Annotated in this window: 29 protein-coding genes and 1 other annotated feature; of the genes, 23 read left to right on the plus strand and 6 right to left on the minus strand. The window is 39.9% G+C overall.

What is annotated here, in order from left to right; all coding sequences use genetic code 11:
- Nucleotides 1–116: 116 nt before the first annotated feature.
- Both IW510_RS20935 and IW510_RS20940 read right to left on the minus strand, forming a co-directional pair.
- A complete protein-coding gene (locus IW510_RS20935; protein ID WP_202063096.1) occupies nucleotides 117–650 on the minus strand; it encodes a 3'-5' exonuclease in 534 nt (177 codons plus the stop codon).
- A gap of 213 nt (nucleotides 651–863) precedes the next feature.
- Nucleotides 864–1,622, minus strand: coding sequence for an exodeoxyribonuclease III (locus IW510_RS20940; protein ID WP_202063098.1), 759 nt, complete (start codon nucleotides 1,620–1,622; stop codon nucleotides 864–866).
- Nucleotides 1,623–1,760: 138 nt separating this feature from the next.
- Here IW510_RS20940 and IW510_RS20945 point away from each other — a divergent pair, with 138 nt between their 5' ends.
- From IW510_RS20945 to IW510_RS20960, 4 genes are all read left to right on the plus strand, one after another.
- Nucleotides 1,761–1,955, plus strand: coding sequence for a hypothetical protein (locus tag IW510_RS20945; RefSeq protein ID WP_202063100.1), 195 nt, complete (start codon nucleotides 1,761–1,763; stop codon nucleotides 1,953–1,955).
- Nucleotides 1,956–2,092: 137 nt separating this feature from the next.
- Nucleotides 2,093–3,007: a Gfo/Idh/MocA family protein gene (locus IW510_RS20950; RefSeq protein ID WP_202063102.1), complete on the plus strand. Its 915-nt coding sequence runs from the start codon at nucleotides 2,093–2,095 to the stop codon at nucleotides 3,005–3,007.
- Nucleotides 3,008–3,132: 125 nt separating this feature from the next.
- Nucleotides 3,133–4,035: a UDP-N-acetylmuramate dehydrogenase gene (gene murB / locus IW510_RS20955; protein ID WP_202063104.1), complete on the plus strand. Its 903-nt coding sequence runs from the start codon at nucleotides 3,133–3,135 to the stop codon at nucleotides 4,033–4,035.
- Between the two features lie 3 nt (nucleotides 4,036–4,038).
- Nucleotides 4,039–4,503 carry a GNAT family N-acetyltransferase gene (locus IW510_RS20960; RefSeq protein WP_330932675.1) on the plus strand — a complete coding sequence of 155 codons (465 nt, stop codon included), beginning with the start codon at nucleotides 4,039–4,041 and terminating at the stop codon, nucleotides 4,501–4,503.
- A 49-nt stretch (nucleotides 4,504–4,552) separates the two neighbouring features.
- On the opposite strand, the gene cbpA is transcribed toward IW510_RS20960, so the two are convergent.
- Nucleotides 4,553–5,194 carry a cyclic di-AMP binding protein CbpA gene (cbpA, locus tag IW510_RS20965; protein ID WP_202063106.1) on the minus strand — a complete coding sequence of 214 codons (642 nt, stop codon included), beginning with the start codon at nucleotides 5,192–5,194 and terminating at the stop codon, nucleotides 4,553–4,555.
- A gap of 187 nt (nucleotides 5,195–5,381) precedes the next feature.
- Between cbpA and rpmG the strand changes: the two genes are divergently transcribed.
- The 3 genes from rpmG (at nucleotide 5,382) to nusG (ending at nucleotide 6,400) form a co-directional block, all read left to right on the plus strand.
- Nucleotides 5,382–5,534, plus strand: a complete 153-nt coding sequence (rpmG, locus tag IW510_RS20970; protein WP_086348962.1) for a 50S ribosomal protein L33 — start codon at nucleotides 5,382–5,384, stop codon at nucleotides 5,532–5,534.
- A gap of 17 nt (nucleotides 5,535–5,551) precedes the next feature.
- Nucleotides 5,552–5,722 carry a preprotein translocase subunit SecE gene (gene secE / locus IW510_RS20975; protein ID WP_202063108.1) on the plus strand — a complete coding sequence of 57 codons (171 nt, stop codon included), beginning with the start codon at nucleotides 5,552–5,554 and terminating at the stop codon, nucleotides 5,720–5,722.
- A gap of 135 nt (nucleotides 5,723–5,857) precedes the next feature.
- Complete coding sequence (nusG, locus tag IW510_RS20980) at nucleotides 5,858–6,400, plus strand: transcription termination/antitermination protein NusG (protein ID WP_202063110.1); 543 nt, start codon at nucleotides 5,858–5,860, stop codon at nucleotides 6,398–6,400.
- Between the two features lie 116 nt (nucleotides 6,401–6,516).
- Here nusG and IW510_RS20985 read toward each other — a convergent pair whose 3' ends face one another.
- Nucleotides 6,517–6,939 (minus strand): hypothetical protein, encoded by a 423-nt coding sequence (locus IW510_RS20985; protein ID WP_202063113.1) that lies wholly within the window; start codon nucleotides 6,937–6,939, stop codon nucleotides 6,517–6,519.
- Nucleotides 6,940–7,370: 431 nt separating this feature from the next.
- Here IW510_RS20985 and IW510_RS20990 point away from each other — a divergent pair, with 431 nt between their 5' ends.
- The 10 genes from IW510_RS20990 (at nucleotide 7,371) to IW510_RS21035 (ending at nucleotide 17,142) form a co-directional block, all read left to right on the plus strand.
- The gene (locus IW510_RS20990; protein ID WP_202063115.1) at nucleotides 7,371–8,207 is read left to right on the plus strand and encodes an ABC transporter permease; all 837 of its coding nucleotides are present in this window, start codon (nucleotides 7,371–7,373) and stop codon (nucleotides 8,205–8,207) included.
- Nucleotides 8,200–8,979 (plus strand): ABC transporter permease, encoded by a 780-nt coding sequence (locus tag IW510_RS20995; protein ID WP_202063117.1) that lies wholly within the window; start codon nucleotides 8,200–8,202, stop codon nucleotides 8,977–8,979. Before IW510_RS20990 ends, IW510_RS20995 begins: the two co-directional genes overlap by 8 nt.
- Nucleotides 8,980–9,059: 80 nt before the next feature.
- A complete protein-coding gene (locus IW510_RS21000) occupies nucleotides 9,060–10,100 on the plus strand; it encodes an ABC transporter ATP-binding protein (RefSeq protein ID WP_202063119.1) in 1,041 nt (346 codons plus the stop codon).
- 26 nt (nucleotides 10,101–10,126) lie between these two features.
- Nucleotides 10,127–11,188 (plus strand): ABC transporter substrate-binding protein, encoded by a 1,062-nt coding sequence (locus tag IW510_RS21005; RefSeq protein WP_202063121.1) that lies wholly within the window; start codon nucleotides 10,127–10,129, stop codon nucleotides 11,186–11,188.
- Nucleotides 11,189–11,523: 335 nt separating this feature from the next.
- The gene (locus IW510_RS21010) at nucleotides 11,524–13,248 is read left to right on the plus strand and encodes an adenine deaminase C-terminal domain-containing protein (RefSeq protein WP_202063123.1); all 1,725 of its coding nucleotides are present in this window, start codon (nucleotides 11,524–11,526) and stop codon (nucleotides 13,246–13,248) included.
- Nucleotides 13,245–14,558, plus strand: a complete 1,314-nt coding sequence (locus tag IW510_RS21015) for an amidohydrolase (RefSeq protein WP_202063125.1) — start codon at nucleotides 13,245–13,247, stop codon at nucleotides 14,556–14,558. The genes IW510_RS21010 and IW510_RS21015 overlap by 4 nt, the downstream gene beginning before the upstream one ends.
- Before the next feature lie 252 nt (nucleotides 14,559–14,810).
- A complete protein-coding gene (locus tag IW510_RS21020) occupies nucleotides 14,811–15,341 on the plus strand; it encodes a hypothetical protein (RefSeq protein ID WP_202063127.1) in 531 nt (176 codons plus the stop codon).
- Complete coding sequence (locus IW510_RS21025; RefSeq protein ID WP_202063129.1) at nucleotides 15,338–16,528, plus strand: hypothetical protein; 1,191 nt, start codon at nucleotides 15,338–15,340, stop codon at nucleotides 16,526–16,528. The genes IW510_RS21020 and IW510_RS21025 overlap by 4 nt, the downstream gene beginning before the upstream one ends.
- A 21-nt stretch (nucleotides 16,529–16,549) precedes the next feature.
- Complete coding sequence (locus tag IW510_RS21030) at nucleotides 16,550–16,903, plus strand: hypothetical protein (RefSeq protein WP_202063131.1); 354 nt, start codon at nucleotides 16,550–16,552, stop codon at nucleotides 16,901–16,903.
- Complete coding sequence (locus IW510_RS21035) at nucleotides 16,885–17,142, plus strand: hypothetical protein (protein ID WP_202063133.1); 258 nt, start codon at nucleotides 16,885–16,887, stop codon at nucleotides 17,140–17,142. Before IW510_RS21030 ends, IW510_RS21035 begins: the two co-directional genes overlap by 19 nt.
- A gap of 161 nt (nucleotides 17,143–17,303) precedes the next feature.
- Here the strand turns inward: IW510_RS21035 and sdaAA are convergent, their stop codons facing one another.
- Both sdaAA and sdaAB read right to left on the minus strand, forming a co-directional pair.
- On the minus strand, nucleotides 17,304–18,176 hold the full coding sequence (gene sdaAA, locus IW510_RS21040; protein WP_202063135.1) for an L-serine ammonia-lyase, iron-sulfur-dependent, subunit alpha: 873 nt from the start codon (nucleotides 18,174–18,176) through the stop codon (nucleotides 17,304–17,306).
- 30 nt (nucleotides 18,177–18,206) lie between these two features.
- On the minus strand, nucleotides 18,207–18,875 hold the full coding sequence (gene sdaAB, locus IW510_RS21045; RefSeq protein ID WP_202063137.1) for an L-serine ammonia-lyase, iron-sulfur-dependent subunit beta: 669 nt from the start codon (nucleotides 18,873–18,875) through the stop codon (nucleotides 18,207–18,209).
- A 330-nt stretch (nucleotides 18,876–19,205) separates the two neighbouring features.
- Here sdaAB and IW510_RS21050 point away from each other — a divergent pair, with 330 nt between their 5' ends.
- The 6 genes from IW510_RS21050 to rplL all read left to right on the plus strand — a co-directional run bounded on the left by IW510_RS21050 (nucleotide 19,206) and on the right by rplL (nucleotide 23,198).
- A complete protein-coding gene (locus tag IW510_RS21050; RefSeq protein ID WP_202063139.1) occupies nucleotides 19,206–19,619 on the plus strand; it encodes an RrF2 family transcriptional regulator in 414 nt (137 codons plus the stop codon).
- 84 nt (nucleotides 19,620–19,703) lie between these two features.
- Nucleotides 19,704–20,513 carry an SDR family oxidoreductase gene (locus IW510_RS21055; RefSeq protein WP_202063141.1) on the plus strand — a complete coding sequence of 270 codons (810 nt, stop codon included), beginning with the start codon at nucleotides 19,704–19,706 and terminating at the stop codon, nucleotides 20,511–20,513.
- Between the two features lie 171 nt (nucleotides 20,514–20,684).
- Entirely contained in the window at nucleotides 20,685–21,107 is a 423-nt protein-coding gene (gene rplK / locus IW510_RS21060; RefSeq protein WP_202063143.1) for a 50S ribosomal protein L11, read from the plus strand.
- 109 nt (nucleotides 21,108–21,216) lie between these two features.
- The gene (rplA, locus tag IW510_RS21065; protein ID WP_202063145.1) at nucleotides 21,217–21,906 is read left to right on the plus strand and encodes a 50S ribosomal protein L1; all 690 of its coding nucleotides are present in this window, start codon (nucleotides 21,217–21,219) and stop codon (nucleotides 21,904–21,906) included.
- A gap of 181 nt (nucleotides 21,907–22,087) precedes the next feature.
- Nucleotides 22,088–22,218, plus strand: a sequence feature (ribosomal protein L10 leader region).
- Nucleotides 22,219–22,260: 42 nt separating this feature from the next.
- On the plus strand, nucleotides 22,261–22,761 hold the full coding sequence (gene rplJ, locus IW510_RS21070; RefSeq protein ID WP_202063147.1) for a 50S ribosomal protein L10: 501 nt from the start codon (nucleotides 22,261–22,263) through the stop codon (nucleotides 22,759–22,761).
- 68 nt (nucleotides 22,762–22,829) lie between these two features.
- Nucleotides 22,830–23,198 carry a 50S ribosomal protein L7/L12 gene (gene rplL, locus IW510_RS21075; protein WP_202063149.1) on the plus strand — a complete coding sequence of 123 codons (369 nt, stop codon included), beginning with the start codon at nucleotides 22,830–22,832 and terminating at the stop codon, nucleotides 23,196–23,198.
- Nucleotides 23,199–23,375 lie beyond the last annotated feature (177 nt).

Below are 23,375 nucleotides of genomic sequence, written 5' to 3' on the forward strand. Positions count from 1 at the left end.
AGAAAAAAATAGAGAGATAGCGGTTGGCGGTCTCTTAAAAAGCTCCCTTGAAGGGAGCAGCAAGTAATGAGCCCTTCTAGGGCTATTAAAAAGCCACCCGCTATGCGGGTGGATAATTACTTTAGTGTTACTAGCTTTTTCAGTGGTTCTACACCGAATAGTTTTTCCTGATGAAGCAGGATTTCGGCACAGGCTCGGCTGTCCTCCAAGGCATCATGGTGATTATCCAACTGGATATTCAGGTTTTCACAGACTGTATTTAGCTTGTGGTTAGGGTATTCAGGAAACAGCTTACGACTGGTTTTTACCGTGCAAAGAGACAGGTAGCTCGGCTGTTCAATATTATAGTAATCCAGACAACCGGCAAGTACACCGCAGTCGAAGCCGGCATTATGTGCAACGACCAGACTGTTTGAATGGAAGCAGGCTCTGATTTGTTCCCAGACATCAGGAAATTTTGGTGCATCAGCAACGTTTTCCGGTCGGATGCCATGTATTTGAATGTTTTTCCAGAAAAAATCAGTTTCAGGTTTGATTAACGAGTAATATTCGCCTACGATTTTGCTGTTCTCCACCTTTACTAAAGCGACAGAACAAGCACTATGCTTGGCATAGCTGGCGGTTTCAAAGTCAATCGCATAAAAGTTCATTTTTAAAGACTCCTTTATAGTGAGTAGTATCATATTTTACAAATCATCTATATGAATCCCGCAAAATTGCTTCTTATAAAAAGTCTTCTACAAGCAGTTGTTATAGTTTCTGCTGCCGATTTCAATGAATTCATACACTACTTATTATAACTGATTTAATGGGAAAATCATCAGAGTTCGAAAAATGATAAAAAAATTTAACATTACTGTAAGCTAGAAATCTTCGATAACAACTTCTACCGGGCAGTGGTCACTTCCAATAATTTCTGTATGAATATCGGCAGAAATTAGTCGGTCATTCAAATCGTCAGAGACAAGGAAGTAGTCGATACGCCAGCCTGCATTATTTTTACGAGCGTTAAAGCGATAGCTCCACCAAGAGTAGACTCCTTCTTTTTCCGGATAAAAATAGCGATAAGTATCAGTAAATCCGCTGTCCAGTAAAGTAGAAAATTTTTCTCTCTCTTCCGGTGTGAATCCGGCGTTCTTTTGATTGGTTTTCCAATTCTTCAAATCGATGTTTTTGTGAGCGACATTCAGGTCTCCGCAAACAATAACTGGCTTTTTAGCTTTCAGTTCATCTAAATATTGACGGAATGCATCTTCCCAAGTCATTCGATAGTCTAAACGTTTCAGCTCATTTTGAGAATTTGGCGTGTAGCAGGTAATGATGAAATAATTCGGGTACTCCAACGTAATCACACGACCTTCTTTATCGTGCTCCTCAGCGCCAATGCCATAGTAAGCATTAATGGCTTCTTCTTTAGCAAAGATGGCGGTTCCGGAATAGCCTTTCTTTTCAGCATAGTTCCAATATTGGTAATAGCCGGGAAATTCAATATCAATTTGCCCTTCTTGAAGCTTTGTTTCCTGCAGACAGAAAAAATCTGCATCCAGCTCTTGAAAGACATCAGCAAAATTCTTTTTTACAACGGCTCTTAAGCCATTTACGTTCCATGAAATACATTTCATTTTCTTCACCTCTTCATGCTTTCATTGTAACGGAAAGTGAGAAGGAGTCAATAATCCTGCAGTCTTTTCTTTAGCTTGCATCGTATTTTTCTGCATTTGCAGATATAATGAAGAGGTATTGTGTGAGGAGGAGAGCAATTGGAGAAAATACATCGAGGAGATGGGTTTGCTGTGATTGAGAATAATGGGGAATATCAGATTACTTGGCCTCAGGGTCCATTTGATTGTCCAGTCTTCTATCCAATTACAAAGGAGTTGATGGAGAAGGCTTTTCAATCCCCTCAAGCTGCTTATGAAGTAATGGTATTTGTTGAAACAGGCAGGTGGCTGTGAACTTTGGAAAGGTTGCTTTATTGTAAATATCTTTCTTCAGTTTGGCTAAAAATTGACAAAAGGTCTTCACATAAATCAAAGAAATTGGATTGAATATATAGTAAGATAAGAATACAAAGTGAAATGAGGAGGTTCTTATGAAAATTGGTGTAATCGGGCTTGGCAATATTGCCCAAAAAGCATATTTACCTGTGTATAGCGAGCTGCGGAATGAAGGCAATTTTATTTTGGCGACAAGAAATGAGCAAACCAGAGAGCTTTTGCAAAATAAATATGGTTTCGAGAATGTAGTGGAAACAGTTGATGAACTAATTGAAGCAGAAATCGAGGCATGCTTTGTCCATGTGGCAACACATGTGCATGTTGAGATTGTCGATAAGCTGTTGAAAGCTGGCATTCACGTATGTGTGGATAAACCATTAAGCGAAAATTTGTCAGAGGTCAGACAGCTACAGACCTTTGCGAAAGAGAATCAGCTGATTTTGATGATTGCCTTCAATCGTCGGTTTGCTCCATTTGTTGAAAAACTAAAAAATATCGAAGATAAAAATCTAATCTTACTTCAAAAAAATAGAGTTAATGCACCGGGAAGCACCGGCTTCATGATTTATGACTTGTTTTTACATGTCGTTGATACAGCGGTTTATTTATTGGATGATCCGATTCAACAAGTACAAACAAAAATCATTGAGAAGGATGGGGAGCTGCAGCGGGCGTTCCTTCATTTGGAAACAGCGCAGACAACTGCGATTTGTTCGATGGATTTATGCTCGGGGGCGAATACAGAAACGTATCAGGTGACGTCGTTACAAGGTACCTACAATTTAGAAAATTTGACAGAGCTGACAATCCAAAATACTGAAGGAACAACAAAAGAGGACTTTAGTGATTGGGCGACAACTTTGGAAAAACGCGGCTTTGCTCCGCTGATTAAGCAATTTATTGATGGTGTGAAGGCACAGAGTAGTGAACAGTTGAAGCAGAAAGATGTCTTCTTAAGCCATGAGCTGTGCAGCAAAATGCTTCATGACCATCAAAAGCATATTATCTAGTTGTTTGCTGAAGAAACAATCCTGTACAATGAACTTGCTTATTTCCATGATTGATAGAGACTAGAAAGTTCTTTTGGGACATGCTAGAATGAAACAGATGCTTGAAAGAAAGGAAACGACCTTTAATGACTAAAGAAAAAATACAAAATGAATTACCTGAAATAACTATTTTATTTGATGAACCCTTAAAGAATTTTACCTTCACAAAAACTGGTGGTCCGGCAGATATGCTGAGCTTCCCGAAAACAACAGAGGAGGTTCGTAAGCTTGTTCTTTTCTGCCAGAAGGAAGAGCTTCCGTGGATGGTATTAGGAAATGCCAGTAATCTGATTGTGAGAGATGGCGGTATCCGAGGTATGGTTGTGATGCTTGCTGAGATGAAGCAAGTAACTGTTGAGGACAATCAGGTAACTGCTGAGGCAGGTGCAAAGCTGATTGATACGACTTATGAAGCCTTGGCAAATGACTTGGCAGGCTTTGAGTTTGCCAGTGGTATTCCGGGCAGTATCGGCGGTGCAGTGTACATGAATGCCGGAGCTTATGATGGTGAAATTAAGGATGTGTTTGAGTCGGCTGAATTTCTATTGCCAAATGGAGAAATTAAAAAAATGACAGCAAAAGAAATGGATTTTTCTTACCGTCATAGTGCGATTCAACAAATGGAAGGAATTATTCTGCAAGCGACCTTTGCGCTAAAGCAAGGGGAACATGAAGCAATCAAAGCCAGAATGGATGAGCTGACAGAGCTGCGGACGTCCAAGCAGCCATTGGAATATCCCTCTTGCGGCAGTGTGTTTAAGCGACCAGTTGGACATTTTACCGGGAAACTGATTCAAGATGCAGGACTGCAAGGACTGAAATGGGGCGGTGCACAGATTTCAGAAAAACACGCCGGTTTCATTGTAAATATCGATCAGGCGACTGCAACGGATTATGTGGAGCTGATTGCACATATTCAGGAAGTAATTAAAGAGAAGTTTGATGTTGCGTTAGAAACAGAAGTTCGAATTATAGGCGAAGAGAAATAGGGAGTGAAGGATTTGGAAAAGCTGGATTATCGCTATGGAGAAGAACAGGATACAGCGCTAATACTGCGCTATATCAAAGAATTGGCGGAGTATGAAGGCCTGCCGAACGAAGTGAAAACAGATGAGGCGACGCTGAAGGAATGGCTATTTGATAAAGAAAGAGCCAAGGTTCTTTTCCCGTTACTTGATGGAAAACCAATTGGCTTCTGTGTATATTTCTATAATTTTTCTACTTTTTTAGGAAAATCAGGTCTGTATATAGAAGATATCTATATCGAAGAACGCTACCGAGGGAAAGGCTTTGGCAAGCAGCTGATTCAGAAAATGTTTAAGCTTGCGAAAGACGAGCAGCTTGGGCGAGTAGAATGGGCATGTTTGAATGACAATGAACCATCGTTTGAATTCTATGTCTCGCAAGGGGCCGAGCCAATGTCTGAATGGACTGTTTTCAGAATGGCAGATAATTAAAAGAATAAAAACAGCTCTTCAGCATTTTACTTGGCTGAAGAGCTGTTTTTTAGTTGTTATTTTTCAGGTTTTCAATCTCTACTACTTTGAAGTTCTTTCTTTCAAGCTGTTCAACAATCTGGGTACAGCTATCTTCTGTTGTTTCAGAGGGCAGTGTAATCAATGTTCGACGAATAAAGTCGCCTTCACCGATGTCGAGTGTGATACAGCTGGCAATGCTGCTATGCTTAGCAATAATTTTTGTAATACTTGCCAAATCGCCCTGCTTGCCAGTAGAAGCAATTGTCAGAACGTAGCTGCCACGTTCAATATTCCATGATTGTGCCAGAATGTTCAGTAATGTACTATGTGTTAAAATACCATAAAAATGATTGTTCTCATCAAGTACAGCAATATATGGCAGTTCTTTGATTGTGAAAAAGACCTTGAAGAAGGATGTATTCACAAAAATAAATTTTGTTGCGTTTTTTAATAAATAAGTTACCGGCAGATTCATATCTCCACCATTCGCTTTATGTCTGTAGATGTGCATTTTGTAAATGTTGCCTCGGAAGATTTTACCTGATTCATCCAAAATCGGAACACATCGATAGCCGGAATCTTCCAGTATATTCAATGCCTCTTCCAATGTACAGGATTCATTCACTGTAGTAAGATTTTTCTTTTTGAGAACGACAGATTTTAATAGCATGCCTGACCCTCCTTAAATTAAATACTTCTGATAGTTCAATAATAACATAACTTGTAAAAAAACAATAGTCTGTAGGGAGAGGGAGTTTGAAGGGAATTATTGTGGCAGGAAATCAAACGATTATTGACTTTTTGAACAATTAGTGATAATGTTAGTAAGTGATTTTATGAACAGAGGAGGAAGAACTATGGCGGTAAAAAAATCAGCTCTTGCCTGTTCAGTGTGCGGTTCTCGTAATTATTCCAAAGCAATAACTGAGGGAAAACACGGAAGCCGATTAGAGGTTAAAAAATTCTGTAAATACTGTAAACAGCATACATTGCATAAAGAAACAAAGTAATTATTGGAGGAGCAGAAATGAAATTTTTAAAGAGTGTTAAAGATGAAATGAAAAAAGTAACTTGGCCTACTAAAAAACAGCTGCGCAAAGATACATTAATCGTTATCGAAACAACTATCTTGTTTGCGATTTTATTCTTTGTTATGGATACAGCGATTCAAACAGCTTTCGGCTGGATTCTTCGTTGATTCTAACTGGAATTTTGGTAAGATGAGTGCTATAATGAGTCTGTTAGAAAAACTTCGGGCAAGCTGAGGTTTTTTTATTTTCCTCAAAAAATGAAATCAATCGATTTGACTAATGATATAAGGAGCTTAAAGAAAATGGAAACCTTTGAAAGAAATTGGTACGTACTGCATACGTATTCAGGCTATGAAAACAAGGTAAAGGCAAACATCGAATCACGTGCACAAAGCATGGGGATGGGCGATTATATTTTTCGTGTAGTTGTTCCTGAAGAGACTGCAACAGAAGAAAAGAACGGGAAGAAAAAAGAAGTCGTTCATAAAACATTCCCCGGCTATGTTTTGGTTGAAATGATTATGACAGATGATTCTTGGTATGTTGTGCGTAATACCCCGGGTGTGACAGGCTTTGTCGGCTCTCATGGTGCAGGTAGTAAACCAGCTCCGTTATTACAAGAAGAAATCAATCATATCCTGCGTTCAATCGGTATGAGCGCTCGCCAGACTGAGCTGGAAGTAGAAATCGGTGAAGTTGTACAGATTATTGAAGGGGCATTCTCCGGATTAGAAGGAGAAGTAACTGAGATTGATGAAGAGAAGCAGAAACTGAAAGTAAACATCGATATGTTCGGTCGTGAAACAAGTACTGAGCTGGACTTTGAACAGGTTGATAAAATTTAATAACTGGCTACTAAACCAGTAATACGCTTATTGATTAAAAAAACAGAGCAACCTTCCGTTGAAGGCTGCTCTGTTTTTTTGTATTACTGTTGAAACTGGTAATTATCCCTGTTCGTTTATCCGTTTAGTTCATTGAGTTTCCGAAGCGTTGCGCACATGGTGTCATATTGGGTGCTAGTCATATTCAGCCGCAATTCTTTTACAGTAAGAAGACTTTTGCGATCAATAATATTCATTTGATAGATGGTTGACCGCCCATGTCTTGAGCCAACTCTTTTTGACCCAATCGCTCGAAGTCTGTACTGTTTTTTATCAAACAGCTGTTTCTTCAAAATAGATTTGTAAATATAGCTATCGCCTGTCACTTGAAAAGTCGTTTGATAATGAAGGAATAGAAATAGTATGAGCAGCCCCGTTAGTAAAAGGAGCAGTACTATTTCGTTAAACGCTGTTGGCGGGTTTAAAAACCAGATAATAGCACCTAATGGAACGAAAAGAAAATAGCGTAGGTTTTTAGGATTCATTTTAAATTCTGTCATGTTACTCTCCAAATGTTTTAATCACTCAGCTTACAGTATAACATGAGTTAGCTAGTTGAGAATTACCAATTAAGTAAGCATGAGTAAGAGACAAATTTGTTATTTTAATGATACTCGCTATTTAATGTTCGTGTTTTACTGAGAAAAAGACAGTGAGAAAGTAATTGATGAATATGGTTAATAGAATATAAAGGTTAAACATCAGGGGAAATGGGTGATAACAGCTTAAAATAACGGTTGTTTGGTTATTAAAAAGAAAAAGGCTCTATTTTTTGACTGAAACTAAGTTAATTTAGATGCGAACAAATTGTTTTGTATATAACCCTTTATTTGAAAAAGAACGATTTTTTATGAAATATTAGAAAAGTTTTATTGAAAATGTTCGTGTTTTTGATTATAATGTTACAGAAAAACGAATGAGGAGAGGTATAATGAAACGGAATGTTCCGTATTTGATTGTAACACCGGGGATTATTTTATTGTTATTTTTCATGCTGTTGCCGTTGGTGAACAGTATCTGGCCAACTATTTTTACAGATAGCGGTGTCAGTATCAAGTCATATGTGGATTTTTTGACCGATGACTATAATTTGAAGATATTTTTTCGAACGATTAAAGTATCCGTTATTGTGACCTTGATTTCAGCTGGACTGGGTATTCCGGCTGCCTATTTTATTGCAGGTGTCAGCAAGAAATGGAAGAGCTTATTGATGGCGATGACGATGTTTCCTTTGTTGACGAATTCTGTTATTCGAAGCTTTGCGTGGATTAACATTTTAGGGAAATCGGGTGTTATTAACAGCTTGCTTCTGAAGATTGGCATTATTGATCAGCCGCTCACGTTACTCTATACGGAGTTCTCGATTATTGTTGGTTCTGTCTATCTGTTTCTTCCAACAATGATTATGACACTTGTTGGGGTGATGGAAAATATTGAGAGAGAAACACTTGAAGCAGCAGAAACGTTAGGTGCCAGCCCTTTTAAGGCCTTTTATAAGATTGTCTTACCACTTTGTACGCCGGGTGTGATTGTCGGCAGTATCTTAGTTTTTACAGGAACAATGACCGCGTATACGACGCCGCAATTATTGGGTGGGAATAAAAATATGCTGATGGCGACCTTCCTTTATCAAAAGGCGTCTACATTAGGTGATTGGACATCTGCCAGCGTGATAGCATTAATTATGATTGTGACTACACTAGTAGTGAATAAGGGGTTAAATATGGCGGCAGCCCGCTTGGATCGGAGGGAAATGAATCGTGCGTAAACAAAAAGGAATGACCTTGATTGCTGTATTAGTTTTTGCTTTTCTTTTCCTGCCTTTGGTTGTAATTGTTGTTACATCCTTTGGAAAAGCATCAACGATTCAGTTTCCAATCGAGGAGTTTTCATTGGATTGGTACAAGAAAGCGTTGACGTCAGATACATTTATGAATAGTTTTAAACTGAGTCTTACTATAGGAATTGGCGCGACCTTCTTGGCGCTGCTAATTGGTGTACCTGCTTCCTATGCGTTGTCTCGTTATGATATGAAGGGAAAGAACATACTGAAGAGTTTCTTTCTTTCTCCAACGATGATTCCGGGAATTGTTGTTGGTTACTCGCTGTTTCAATTTGTTGTGATTCAGCTTCGTTTGCCGGTGATTCAGGGCTTGCTGATTGGTCACTTTCTTATCAGTCTTCCGTACATCATTCGTGTAGTTGGCTCCAGTATGGAGCAGCTGGATTTTTCAATTGAAGAGGTTGCTTGGACGTTAGGCTGTACAAGGGTTCGGGCTTTTATGCAGATTGTTTTGCCAAATGTTTCTTCGGGGATATTTGCGGCATTTATGCTGGCCTTCGTTAACTCCTTCAATAATGTACCGGTATCGATGTTTTTATCAGGACCTGGTGTGACGATGCTGCCGACTTCCTTGTTGAGCTACATCGAGTATACGTATGATCCAACGGTATCGGCAATTTCAGTGATGATTATGCTTTTAACCATTCTCTTGATGTTTATTGTAGAAAAAACAATGGGATTGGCTTCGATTTCTTAGAGAGTAGTATAGGAAAATGGATTTTTATAATGGGAAAACAGGTTAGGCTGTTTCCGTCAACGAAGAAAAGAGGGTAATGTGTGAGCTTTGTAAATTTAAATAATATTCGTGTCAGCTATGACGGTAAGCAAAATATATTGGAACAACTGAATATTTCTATGGAAAAGGGCGAGCTGGTTTCTTTATTGGGACCCAGTGGCTGTGGGAAAACCACAACGCTGCGTGTGATTGCAGGACTGATTTCTCCTAATGATGGGTCGTTTGTATTGGATGGACAGGAGCTTGTGAAGGTACCGGTGCATAAACGTAATTTTGGTATGGTGTTTCAGAGCTATGCGTTGTTTCCACATTTAACAATTGCTGAAAATGTTGCTTTTGGTTTGAAGCTTCGCAAAGAATCAAAGGAAGCAATTAATAAGAAAGTAGCGGATATGTTGGAAATCTGTGGATTGGGACATCTTGGTGACCGTTATCCGAAGCAGTTATCCGGTGGGCAAAGACAGCGTGTGGCATTGGCACGAGCGCTGGTTATTGAACCCAAGTTATTGTTATTAGATGAGCCGTTGAGTAATCTGGATGCCAAGCTGCGTGTGCAGATGCGTATCGAAATTAAACGTATTCAGCAGCAATTGGGAATTACGACCGTATTTGTTACCCACGACCAGGAGGAATGCTTCTCTATCTCTGATAAGGTTGCCGTAATGAATAACGGTGTGATTGAACAATATGATACACCTGAGACAATTTATCGTCATCCGAAAACGAAATTTGTCGCGCATTTTATCGGCTTTGAGAATTTCTTTGAGGTCGAGCAAGTATCAGGAAGTCGTTACCAAGCGAAGGAAATCAGTGTTGAAACAATTTATGAGGAAGCACCGGCAGCGAAATTAGTTGCCACCATTCGCCCGGAGGATATTGAAATTGCTGTAGATGCAAATGATAATATCGTCAACGGTCAAGTAGAGGTTCGAACATTTCTTGGTAAAAGCTACCAGTATGAAGTGATGACACCACTTGGAAAATTCCTTGTTAATGGTACGGATAAGCAAATTTATGAAGCAGGCGACGCAATCGCTTTGTATTTTCCAAAAGAAAAAATCGTTCTTTTGGAAGATAAATAAATAAAAAGGGAAAAGAGGAAAAAATTGTGAAAAAACGTTTTGCAGCAGGAACATTGGTATTGGCGAGTATGTTTGCATTGGCAGCTTGTGGCGGAGGTGATTCCGGAGGCTCTTCAGACAAAAAGGAATCAAAGGATTTAGTTGTTTCAACCTTCGGCTTGAGTGAAGATATCGTGAAAAGTGACATCATGGCACCTTTTGAAAAAGAGTTTGATGCGAAAATTACGATGGATATTGGAAATAGCGGCGATCGTTTTACTAAGCTTGTCAGCAATCCAACAGGTATCGATGTTATTGAGTTGGCCCAAGCGAACTCAGCTGATGGCGCATCACAGGATATGTTTGAGAAGCTGGATGAGTCAAAAATTCCAAATATTGCAGACTTGACTGATGGAGCGAAAGAAGTATTTGACAGTGGAGCAGGCGTTCCGATTGCTGTAAATAGTGTTGGAATCGTTTATGACAAAGAAAAAGTTGGTAAAGAAATTACGGACTGGTCTGACCTTTGGGATGCTTCATTGAAGGGGAAAATCTCTATTCCTGAAATTACAACGACAGCTGGACCGTTGATGATGTATATTGCCAGTGATTACAAGGATCAGGATATTACAAAAGATAACGGCGAAGCTGCTTTCAAGGCATTGGAAGAATTGAAACCAAATATCGTGAAGACTTATGCGAAATCTTCTGACCTTGCAAACATGTTTCAAGCTGGAGAAATTGAAGCTGCTATAGTAATGGACTTTGCCTATGATGTTATCAAGGGTGATTCTGACTCAATCGAATACGTTGTACCGGAAAGCGGAACGTATGCGAACTACAACACAATTAATATTCCTAAGGAAGCTGCAAACAAAGAGCTGGCTTACGAATTTGTAAACTATAGAATCAGTGCAGATTCTCAAAAGACAAAAGCTCTTTCTCTGAACGAAGCACCAACTGTGGGCACAGTGGAGCTGACAGAAGAGGAAGCCGGCAATATGACTTACGGCGCAATTGCAGATCGTGCATCAACTGTTGATTTTGACTTTGTAAATGGTCAACTAACTGATTGGATTGATCAGTGGAACCGTCTGATTAATCAATAAAGTGATGAAGCTGTTTCATCAGAAATAAGAGAGACTATCCTGAAAACGAGACTGAGACAAAACTCATTGAGTTTTGTCTCAGTCTCTTAAAATCTGGATAAACGGTGGGATCAGAAGCAACTCCTTCGGAAATAAACTGAAATTCACTAAAATTTGTGGAACAATTTTCGTGAATTTCTTCTTATTTCTCGGAGTTAGACACTTCTGTCCCAACTTCATTTTCAAGTCAGTCCATTTTTATAGCAAACATATCTAACTTTATTTAAGTGAGCGACATAAAACAAGGTATAATAGAAAATAGTGTACATAACAGAAAAGTAAGGGGACAGCTAAGAATGAACATCGATTTATTAATAAAAAACGTAAATGTATATAATACCGTAAAGCAAGCTTTCGAAGAAAAAAATGTGACGGTCAGTGAGGGGAAATTTTATTATATCAGCTCGCAGGATTTAGCTTATTTGAATGCTGAAAAGGTAGTAGATGGTCGAGGACGATATATGGTTCCCGGTCTGCTTGATATACACATGCACATTGAGAGCTCGATGACGACACCAACCATTTTTTCAAAGGCTGTTCTGCCTCACGGTGTAACGACTGTTGTTGCGGATGCCCATGAAATGGCGAATGTTTTTGGAATTGATGGCTTAACAGAGTTTATGGCAGCCGAGACAGAAATCGATATTTTTCATGCTATCCCGTCCTCCGTTCCTTCAACAACACCGGAGTTGGAGACAACTGGTGGAATCATTGGTTTAGAGGAGGTTGCGAAGCTGTTAGAGGATCCGCGAATCATCTGTCTGGGAGAGGCGATGAACTTCAAGGGGATTGCCAGTGAGCCGGATTCATTGATTCGGCAAATTATTGACCTTTGCAAAGAGAAGCGACCAACGATGCCGTTAGAAGGGCACTGTCCTAAAATTTACGAGGAGGAGCTGGCTGCGTTCCTATACAGTGGTATTTCCTCAGACCATACCCATCAATTTCCAGAATCTTTGGCAGAAAAAATTGAGAATGGTATGTTCATTCAATTCCAAAATAAATCAATTACTCCGGAAAATATGGCTGTCATTGTGGACAATAGCTACTATGATTATGCTTGCCTGATTACAGATGATGTGATGGCGGATGATCTTTTAGAAGGTCATCTAAACGAGAATCTAAAGAAAGCTGTCGCAGCTGGTCTGCCTCTGGAACAGGCAATTTACATGACGACCTATACACCGGCTAGAAGAATGGGACTGAATGACCGTGGAATCATCGCTCCGGGAAGAGTCGCAGATTTTCTGCTAATTGATGATTTAACAGCATTTTCGATTGATGAGGTATACAAATCAGGAAAACCGGTTCATAAAAAAGGTGACGCAGTCGCTTATCCAAAAACAATTGAGCAATTCCCAGCAGCTTATAGCCAATCTGTACACTGTAAGCTTTTAACGGCGGATGATTTGAAAATAGCTGTGGAAACAACCTTAGATAAGGTGCGCTGTAATGTGATTCAGAAACAGGAAATTGGTACATTTACCGAGCGTATCACAAAGGAAATCCCAGTTAAGGATGGTTTTCTCGATTGGGAAAATTCTGACTGTGCATTACTACTTGTGATGGAGCGCTATGGCAAGAATGGAAATATTGCTTATGCGTTGATGGAACAACCGATTACGGAACAAGGGAGTATCGGTACTACTTGGGCCCATGATCACCACAATGTCATGGTGATGGGGAACAGTGTACAGGATATACTGACTGCCCAACATGAGCTGCTGCACATGCAAGGGGGCTATGTTGTGACAAAGGACGGACAAGTAGAAGCAACCTGCCCGCTGCCAATCGGTGGTATTTTGTCACAAGCGCCCATCAGTGAACTAGGTAATGACTTGAAGCTGGTACGAAAAGCAATGCAGAAGCTAGGGTATAAAAATATGAATGAAATTATGTCGTTTTCAACCTTGTCATTGCCTGTGTCGCCGGCTATTAAGATGACAGATAAAGGGATGATGAATACAAAAACGCAAGAGTTTTATCCACTTGTCTTTCCAGAGGATGGCGTAATCGTATGAGAACCCTAATTAAGAATGTTCATGTATTAACCATGGACGATCAGATGACGGAGTATAAAAATGGTTTTGTTTTGATTGAAGGTGAGGCAATCACTGAGATAGGCGAATGGCAGATGCAGGAGCTCGCAGCGGACGAAGTCGTTGATGGTCAAGGAGGTTTATTGCTGCCGGGGTTTATCAATACACACACCCATACAGGAATGATTCCATTTCGTTCCTTAGGTGATGATGTGCCAGATCGTTTGAGACGATTTCTATTTCCTTTGGAGGAGTACATGACCGAGGAGTTGGTCGCCGCAAGTAGTGCTTACGCCATTAGTGAAATGCTTCTGAGTGGTGTGACCGGCTTTTGTGATATGTATTACTTTGAGGAGCAGGTGGCAGAAGCCTGTGATCGTTTCGGCGTTCGGGCAATCGTCGGTGAAACGATTATCGATATGGCAACCTGTGACAGTGAAGAACCTTCCGGCGGATTAGAATACTGTGAAAATTTTTTGCCGAAATGGAAGGATCATCCCTTGATTACGCCGGCTATTGCGCCTCATGCCCCAAATACCAATACCTATGAAGGATTAAAAAGAGTGGTTGAGCTGAGCAAGAAATATCAGGTACCAATCACGATGCACGTAGCAGAAATGGACTATGAGCTGGTGGAACTGGCGGAGCAATACCAACAGACACCCTTTGAATTCTTGGAAAGTATAGGTTTCATGGAGCAACCATTTATTATGGCTCACTGTATCCATATGACGGAAGAGGACATAGCTCTGACGGCAAATCATGCAACGACTGCACGGGCTGCTCATTGTATTGGTGCGAATACTAAATCAGCGAAGGGCGTTGCACCGGTTAAGGACATGTTGGCGGCAGGTCTAACGGTTGGTTTGGGAACGGATGGCCCAAGTAGCGGCAATACGCTGGATTTATTTGCACAGATGAAGCTGTTTGCGAACTTTCACAAAACCTATCAGAAGGATCGGGCATTATTTCCTGCGAAGGAAATTGTCCGCCTTGCTACAAGAGGCGGAGCAGAGACTTTAGGCTTTGATGAAATGGGCTCAATTGAGTTGGGAAAAAAAGCGGATATCATTCTTGTTGAAACACAGTCCGTTAACATGTTTCCAATTTTTGATCCATACTCAGCACTTGTTTATTCGGCGAATCCATCGAATGTCGCTTCTGTCTGGGTCAATGGTAAGCAGCTTGTCAAGGAGCATCAGCTAGTTAATCATAATCTGAAAGAAATCAGACAAGAGCTTTATCATCAAATGAAACAGTTCGTTGTAGAAGCAAAGAAACGGATGATTTAATAGAACAGAGAGACCGGAATGATTGAATCATTCCGGTCTTTTTGCGTAGATTTGGGGAGATGAAGATGAAAGGAGAGGAGGCTGTCTGGCGCTTTTTATAATCAGGAACATTTTAGGGAATACTAGGAACACCTTGATAAAAATAGAAGCAGCATTAACAAGATTTAATGTTTACATAGGAATATATATTCGTTATAATTTGACATTCATACATACTTATAAGAAATCATAACTAGTTACGGAGAAAATGACATGAAGAATAGAAGAAATAAACTGATTATATTAGGAATCATCGTGGTTTTAGTGGCAATAGGAGGAAAAATATATATGGATAAACAAGAGACGATTAGACAGGAAAGAAATCAAGCAGTGAAAGAAATACAAGAACAGGCAACGAAGTATATCATTGAGAATTACGTTGGGATAGAGAAGATAGAGTGGCGAGGTTGGACGACTGGAAGTGGCCCTATTACTATTTTGACTAGTATGAGAATTAATGACTACCCGAAAGATAATGAGAACAATCCAATAGAGTATGACAAGAACTTCAGTACCGAGGAACATAATGAATTCGTTAAGTGGTTGTTTGTTTATACTGGTGGAGATAAAGAAGCTCGAATTAAAAAAGTAACAGATGGGATATTTCAGATAGATGAAGCTTTAGAAGAAAATTTTCCTGAGACTAATATGGTGGCTAAAGAATTTCAAAAGCAAGGAATTAAAAAGGCTGAAAATGGAAGTCCAAATGCAGAAGTTAAATATAACTGGGAGGAGCGTAAATGAGTTTTACAGAAGAGGATTTAAATTGGTTAAACCAATATGTTTATAATGTGGATCAAGAACAGTATGAGCGAGATGATCTTACACGTCCAGAAAAGGACAAAATTTTAACTATTAAAGAAACTGATAAACAAGTGTATGTTGTAGACTTGTTAGACGATAATACTACTGGCTATCAGGGGTTGGCGGTTGCTCCTATTGTTAATGGAAAACCTGATTATAATCAAATTGCTGTTGTTTCTGCCGGGACGGATTCTGGTGAGTATACGACAGATGTTTGGAGTGCTGTTTTTCAAGGTAAAGCTCCTTTTCAAGGCGAAGGTCAGTTAGGTGTTGCGGATAATTTTGTTGGCAAGGTCAATGGTACAGATGGCTGGACGGTTACTCAATTGAGCGGCTATAGTCAAAGTGCTTATATGATGTTGGTCGGTGCAAAGCATAAGATTCCGACAACTGTGTTTAATGGCTGGTTTCTTTATGCCAATTTGTCGGAAGATGAAAAGAAGTTTATGAGGGACAATCCGGAATTATTTATTAATTATCGAAATACTAAGGACATGACAACCTTTTTAAATGACGGAAACTGGCAATTATGGGCTGGTGAAGATTTTGGAACGATTGTTTGGGTTGAGGGCTCAAGTCACAATATCTTTGATTGGGAATTTGATGAAAATGGTTACCTAATCGTTCAGGGAGATTTGGCAGAGCAAGGCCTTGTACGTAGGAAGCAAATAGAAAAGCAGGCGGCGATGCTGTTGCGAGGGTTATCTACTTTAGCAGCAAAGCTAAAAGCCAGTGGCGGTGGACTATCTTCTTCAGAGAAAATTTTTCTGGATAGCAGCGAAGCATTGATTATTCTGTCCAATGCTGCAACTCTGATGCAAACAGGCTTAGATGGTGCGACGAAAATTTACCAAGAAGCCATTGCGGAAGCAGAGTCACTGTGGCAGGATACTCTTCAAAGAGCACAGGGGATCGGTACAGAGTTAACCTATTCAGAAGTTCTGGAAGCTTTAGAAAATGGTGGGGCGTCGGAGGATGTGATTGTTGGAGAACCGACGGAGTACTATACTACTAAAATGGCTAAAGCAAAGGAGATGTACACGAGTTTTGACAATCTTATTGAAGAAATTAAGGGGAGTATTGCGAAATTGGTAGCGACAGATCAGGAGCTGGCAAGCCAGCTTTAAAGATAGAAAAAGGAGTAATCAATGAATAAGGAACAACAGTTGGAAGTTGAGTATCGAAAGAAGCAAAGAAATTATGAAGAGCGAGAAGAAGAGCTGAATTCTTTGAGAGACAGAGGATTACGTGACTTGGAAGAGGTTGCCCAATTGACACAGTACTATTTGGGGGATTTTTCAGAGGATTCAACCATTTTGCGGCAAGAATTATATAAGCTGGAAGAAATGATGGAGGAAGTACATCATGCTTGTAACTATGAAAAAATGGCGATAAATCAAGCTGTAGAGGAATTAGAGGAAGACTATCGGCTTCAACAACGGCGATTAATGGATAATGAAGAAAACGAAGGAGAAGTATTGCCATGTTGGAAAAGCTGTTAAAGGATATGAAAAAGAATGCGCAAAAGGGGATAATCAGTGGTGGGGCAGCGACTCTGGCCTGTCAAAAGGGTAGAAAAAACCGATCAACAGCAGAAGCTTCCGCAACAGAATTTCTTGAAGCGACAAAAGAAAGTATGAGTTTTGTAACAGAAGATATCGGTGGAACGATGAAAGGTGCCTTTGCCAGTCAAGCAAAGGATGCTTTAGCGAATCAAGGTACGAAGCTAAGCGATTTGTAGAACTTTATCAACAGCGATAAGCTTTGTATAAAGAAGAAGACATTATAGTAACAACCACATAAGTACTTTCTAAGAACAGACAAAACCATCTTTTCAGAGAATTAGCTGTATTCATTCAGCGTCCTCAGAAAGATGGTTTTTATTGTTAATAAAATCGTAGATTAGTCTTTTTTTGTCAATAGTTCCTTTGTCAGCCTTTTGGCTGTCGGTGTTACCGCTAACCCGCCCTCAGCGGTTTCTTTGAAAATACCGGGCATTTGTCGACCCACTTGGTACATAGCAGCGACAACCTCGTCAGGAGGAATCACGCTCCTGATTCCTGCAAGGGCCATGTCGGCAGAAATGAAGGCTTGGGAAGAGCCTAGCGCATTACGTTTTACACAGGGAACTTCCACTAATCCTGCTACAGGATCACAGATTAAACCCATCATGTTTTTTAGGGTGATAGCAACGGCCTGGGCTGCCTGCTCCGGTGTTCCTCCAGCAGCACAAACGAGTGCAGCACTTGCCATTGCACTGGCAGATCCTACCTCCGCTTGACACCCTCCTTCAGCACCACTGATGGAGGAGTTGTTCGCAATCACCAGCCCAAAGGCTCCGGCAGTGAAAAGAAAATCAAGCTGCTGTTCGTGAGTCAGTTGTAAACGATCAACTGCTGCAAGTAGCACACCCGGCACAACTCCGGCACTGCCTGCTGTTGGCGTCGCACAAATCAGTCCCATTTTTGCATTAACTTCATTGACGGCAACCGCATTTTTAACGGCTGTCAAAATGGTTTCACCGCTTAAAAAATTGCCGCTTTCAATGTAATCATTCAGGCGAGCAGCGTCACCACCTGTAATTTTTGTGACAGAGGTTACACCAGCAGTTCCTTCTTCAATCGACTGCTTCATCACAATAAGATTTTTTTCCATAGTTTCGATGATCCGCTCACGACTGCAATGATGTGTCGCCATTTCTACAGCAATCATCAGCTCTGCAACGGAAGGAAAATCAGCGGCTTGTGTCACCAATTCTTCAATAGAAAGAAACATAGTTTGTTTGCTCCTTTAATAGATTTCGATTTAATCAAAATAATTCACAGTATGAATGTGAGGGATGTTTTCCAGGGTATCAACGATTGTTCCAGCTTCGTGCTGATCGACTTCGATAATCATGATTGCCTTTTCTCCCTTAGATTCGCGGGTAACAGTCATTGTACCGATATTTATCGCCATCTCAGAGAGGCAATTTGTCACTTTTGCAATCATTCCCGGTACATCTTGATGCACGATAATAAAGGTAGGGACACCCATATTTAGCGAAATTTTGAAGCCGTCCAGCTCAGAAATTTGGATATTTCCACCACCGATTGAAATGCCGGTAATAGAGAGCTTGCGTTTTCCTTTAGAAACTAAGAGCTGTACCGAATTTGGATGATCGGCTTTTTCATTTTTGGGAACAAAAAGAACCTCCATACCGCTTTCGTGAGCAATCTTCAATGAATCGGCAAGTGCCGGATCATCTGGTTCCATTCCTAACAATCCGCCAACTAAGGCGATATCTGTTCCATGACCTCGATAAGTTTTTGCGAAGGATTCGTAAAGGTAGATATCAACTGTATCGGGCTGTTCACCAAAAATCGTTCGAACGATTTTACCGATTCGAGCAGCTCCGGCAGTATGAGAACTGCTTGGTCCAATCATTACGGGACCGATGATATCAAAAACACTTTTATAGCGTTGCTGTTCCATAATAATGCTCCTCTCTTTAATGCTGAATATTTAAGAAACTATTTTAGGGTATACGAGTTGTTTTTTCTTTGTTATTCATAATAAATGATATGTTTTTGCTATTAACTATTGTCAGTCAATAGTTCTTATTTGAATGAACTGGAAGTAGTGTAACATAAGAGGCTTGGAAAAGTGAAGAATTCCTCTAAAAAATCAGTGAGAATCTGTGGATGGCAATAAAAATTGCGATGCGGCTATTGATTCAGCAATGTATTGAAATGATATCATTGTTTAGTATTGACAACTCGATATTCGTAATATATAGTTTGTATAAAGAAAGTAGGTGCAGATGTGTCCTATTCCGGTGCAACATTTCAGGGTATATCCATTTTACTGTTTATTCATTTTAAATCGGAGGAAGAGAAATATGAGTTTCTCTCTGCCAAAGTGATTTCAGAAATGCTTAATATCCCAACTCCTACAGTAGTAAAAATTTTAGGAAAACTGAAAAAGGCGGACTTGATTGTTACCAAAGAAGGAGCAGGTGGAGGGAATCATCTATCCAGGCCAATTGATGAAATCACATTGTATGATGTGTTTCACGCAGTTGAACAAGGAACTGAGCTGTTTCGAACCTATCGAACGTTTAATATGGATTACGAGAACTTGGAAGAAATGGTAGAAAAAGGGATTAGCAGCTTGAAAAGAGCAGAAAAAGCAATGGAAGAAGAACTGGCAAACGTCAGAATATCTGACTTGATTTGATAAAGGACGATTTGTCCGTTTTTCTTTTATTTTAACTATATATAAAAAATATAAAGAATATTTAGTAAGGGAGAAGTGAAAAGAATGAGTCAAACTGTATTTATAACAGGTGCTTCATCAGGAATTGGACGAGAGACTGTAAATTATTTTGTAGAAAAAGGCTGGCAGGTAGTGGCTGCCATGCGTAAACCGGAGATGGAAACAGAATGGAAAGACAATGAAAAGCTGATGCTGGTCCGTTGCGATGTTACGGATGAGCAAAGTATTAAACATGCAGTTGAAAAGAGTATCGAACGTTTTAAGCAAATCGATATATTAGTTAATAATGCCGGCTATTATCTTTTTGGTCCATTGGAAGAAGCCAGTGCTGAACAAGTCAAGCAGCAGATTGAGACAAATTTGCTAGGAGTGATACGCATGACAAATGCCTGCATTCCTTATTTTAGAGAACAGCGATCCGGCCGTATTATTACTATTTCATCTATTGCCGGTAGAACTTCCTTACCGTTACAATCTGTTTACCATGCGACGAAATGGGGAATAGAAGGGCTTGCTGAATCACTTCAATATGAGCTAAGCCCATTCAATATAAAAATGAAGCTTATTGAACCGGGAGTGATTCAGACCGATTTTTATGAGCGTTCCATGCAAACGACGGCACTAAAAGAGGAGTACGAAGCATATGGTAACACTGTAAAAAACAACGTTGCAGCAAATGGTGCGAAAGGGTCTGCACCAAGAGCAGTGGCAGAAGTGATTTTTAAAGCAGCGACAGATCGCCGCAATAAGCTTCGCTACACTGTAGGTAAGAGCCGCCAGCTGATTCAAGTAAGAAAATTTCTACCGCTGCCCATTTATCAATTTTTAGTAGGAAAAATTATGACTCAAGTGTAGATAAAAACGAGAAAATTCAAGAAAAAACATTGAAATAATCGATGAAAGGCTGTATACTATCTAAGTGTGCATTTTTGCACACGTCTATTCTTGGTGTTTTCAGGAAAGACAGTGGGAGGAGAAATATGTATCTCCAATTAACCACATCACGGACTCAAGGAGGTATGTCTCGTGGCAAAAAAAGTAGAAAAATTAGTTAAATTGCAAATTCCTGCAGGTAAAGCAACACCAGCACCGCCAGTAGGTCCTGCACTAGGTCAAGCGGGTATCAACATCATGGGATTCACAAAAGAATTCAATGCTCGTACAGCTGATCAAGCAGGCTTGATTATTCCAGTGGTAATCTCAGTATACGAAGACCGTTCATTCACTTTCGTTACTAAAACACCACCAGCTGCAGTACTATTGAAAAAAGCAGCTAAAATTGACAAAGGTTCAGGCGAACCAAACAAAAATAAAGTAGCTAAAGTTACCAGCGACCAAGTAAAAGAAATCGCTGAGCTTAAAATGGCAGACCTAAACGCAGCTAATGTTGAATCAGCTATGCGCATGGTTGAAGGAACTGCACGAAGCATGGGGATTACTGTAGAATAATAGATTATCTGCAACCCTGAAGAAGTAGCTTCTCAGTCGGCTTCATATTGAAAGATATGAATTACGTGGGAGGTTCTACCGTTATAACCACAATCAAGGAGGAAACAAAATGGCTAAAAAGAGCAAAAAAATGCAAGATGCATTAAAAAAAGTTGATACTACTAAAGCTTACACAGTAGCAGAAGCGGTAGCTTTGGCTAAAGATACAAACACTGCAAAATTCGATGCAACAGTTGAAGTTGCTTACCGTCTAAATGTAGACCCTAAAAAAGCAGACCAACAAATCCGTGGAGCAGTTGTGCTTCCAAACGGAACTGGTAAAACTCAAACAGTTTTGGTATTTGCTAAAGGCGACAAAGCGAAGGAAGCGGAAGCTGCCGGAGCTGACTATGTTGGCGATGCTGACATGGTTAACAAAATCCAACAAGGCTGGTTCGATTTCGACGTAGTTGTTGCTACTCCGGACATGATGGCTGAAGTTGGTAAATTAGGTCGTGTATTAGGTCCTAAAGGTCTGATGCCTAACCCTAAAACTGGTACTGTAACAATGGACGTAACAAAAGCAATCAACGAAGTAAAAGCTGGTAAAGTAACTTACCGTGTTGACAAAGCTGGTAACATCCATGTTCCTATCGGTAAAGTATCATTCGATACAGACAAGCTGATTGAAAACTTCAACACAATCAACGATGTACTGTTGAAAGCTAAACCATCAGCAGCAAAAGGTCAATACATCAAGAACATTTCAGTAACAACAACATTTGGACCTGGAATCCACGTTGACCAATTTTCTTTTTAAGAAATAAAAGTTGAACGAACTCGGTCAGCTCTCGAATAATAAGACGAAGTAATTATAGCGATGCTTTTCGTCGCGAATTGCTTCGACTTATTATTGAAGAGAGCTAGTTCGAGAAGCTAGATAGAAATAAAAGTTGAACAAACTATTGACTCAACTACCTTGTCTATGATAAGGTAGTTGAGGTTAATAAATAACTGTACCGAAGACAGTAGGTGGCGTCAGCCTTAATTTCCTACCGAGGACAACGATTGATGAGAATTTGTCAATGAGTCCCTCTATGTCAACGGTGGCATGGAGTTTTTTGTTGTTTATCGATGAAAAGCTTCTCCATCATTATTCAGGAGGTGAAAATAAATGAGTGAAGCAGCAATCGCTAAAAAAGCAGGCTTAGTTGATGACGTAACGGAAAAATTCAAAGCAGCAGCTTCTGTAGTCATCGTTGACTACCGTGGTCTAACTGTTGAAGAAGTAACAGCCTTACGTAAACAATTACGCGATGCAAACGTTGAAATGAAAGTTATCAAAAATTCTATCCTTTCACGTGCCGCAAAAGCAGCAGGCTTAGAAGGTCTTGATGAAGTATTCACAGGTCCTACAGCTGTAGCATTCAGTAACGAAGATGTAGTTGCACCGGCTAAGATTATGGATGAATTTGCTAAAGATGCAAAAGCATTGGAAATCAAAGGTGGGGTTATCGAAGGTAAAGTATCTTCTTTGGAAGAAATCACTGCACTTGCGAAACTACCAAGCCGCGACGGTTTACTATCTATGTTGCTATCTGTTCTACAAGCACCAGTCCGCAACGTTGCCTACGCTGTCAAAGCAGTGGCAGAAAAACAAGAAGAAGTTGCTTAATCGCAGCTTAACTTTAGTATCATAAAAAAAATTATAGTTTATCAAACTTTAAATGGAGGAAAACCAAAATGGCATTAAATATTGAAAACATTATTGCTGAACTAGAAACAGCAACTATCTTAGAACTAAGCGAATTAGTTAAAGCTATCGAAGAAAAATTTGACGTATCTGCAGCAGCTCCTGTTGCAGCAGCAGCAGGTCCTGCAGCTGGTGGCGGCGAAGAACAAACTGAATTCACTGTAGAATTGACTGCAGCTGGAGACCAAAAAGTTAAAGTTATCAAAGCAGTTCGTGAAGCAACTGGCCTTGGCTTGAAAGAAGCTAAAGCTGTAGTTGACGGAGCTCCTGCACCAGTTAAAGAAGGCATCACTAAAGATGAAGCAGAAGCTTTGAAAACTGCTTTAGAAGAAGTTGGCGCTTCTGTAACAGTAAAATAATTCATTTTGATTATTATGAGTCAGAATCCTTGAAATACAAGGATTTTGGCTCTTTTTTTGTTAATGACTTTAGTCGGTTTCAATCACTAAAGTGATTGAAACAAAAAAACCACGCGTACTGCGCGTGGAAGAAGTAGCTTTAGCGATAAAACTCCTTTCGATATACTAGATAAAGGC

It is taken from the genome of Enterococcus sp. BWR-S5 (assembly GCF_016745255.1).
Lineage (GTDB): Bacteria > Bacillota > Bacilli > Lactobacillales > Enterococcaceae > Enterococcus_L.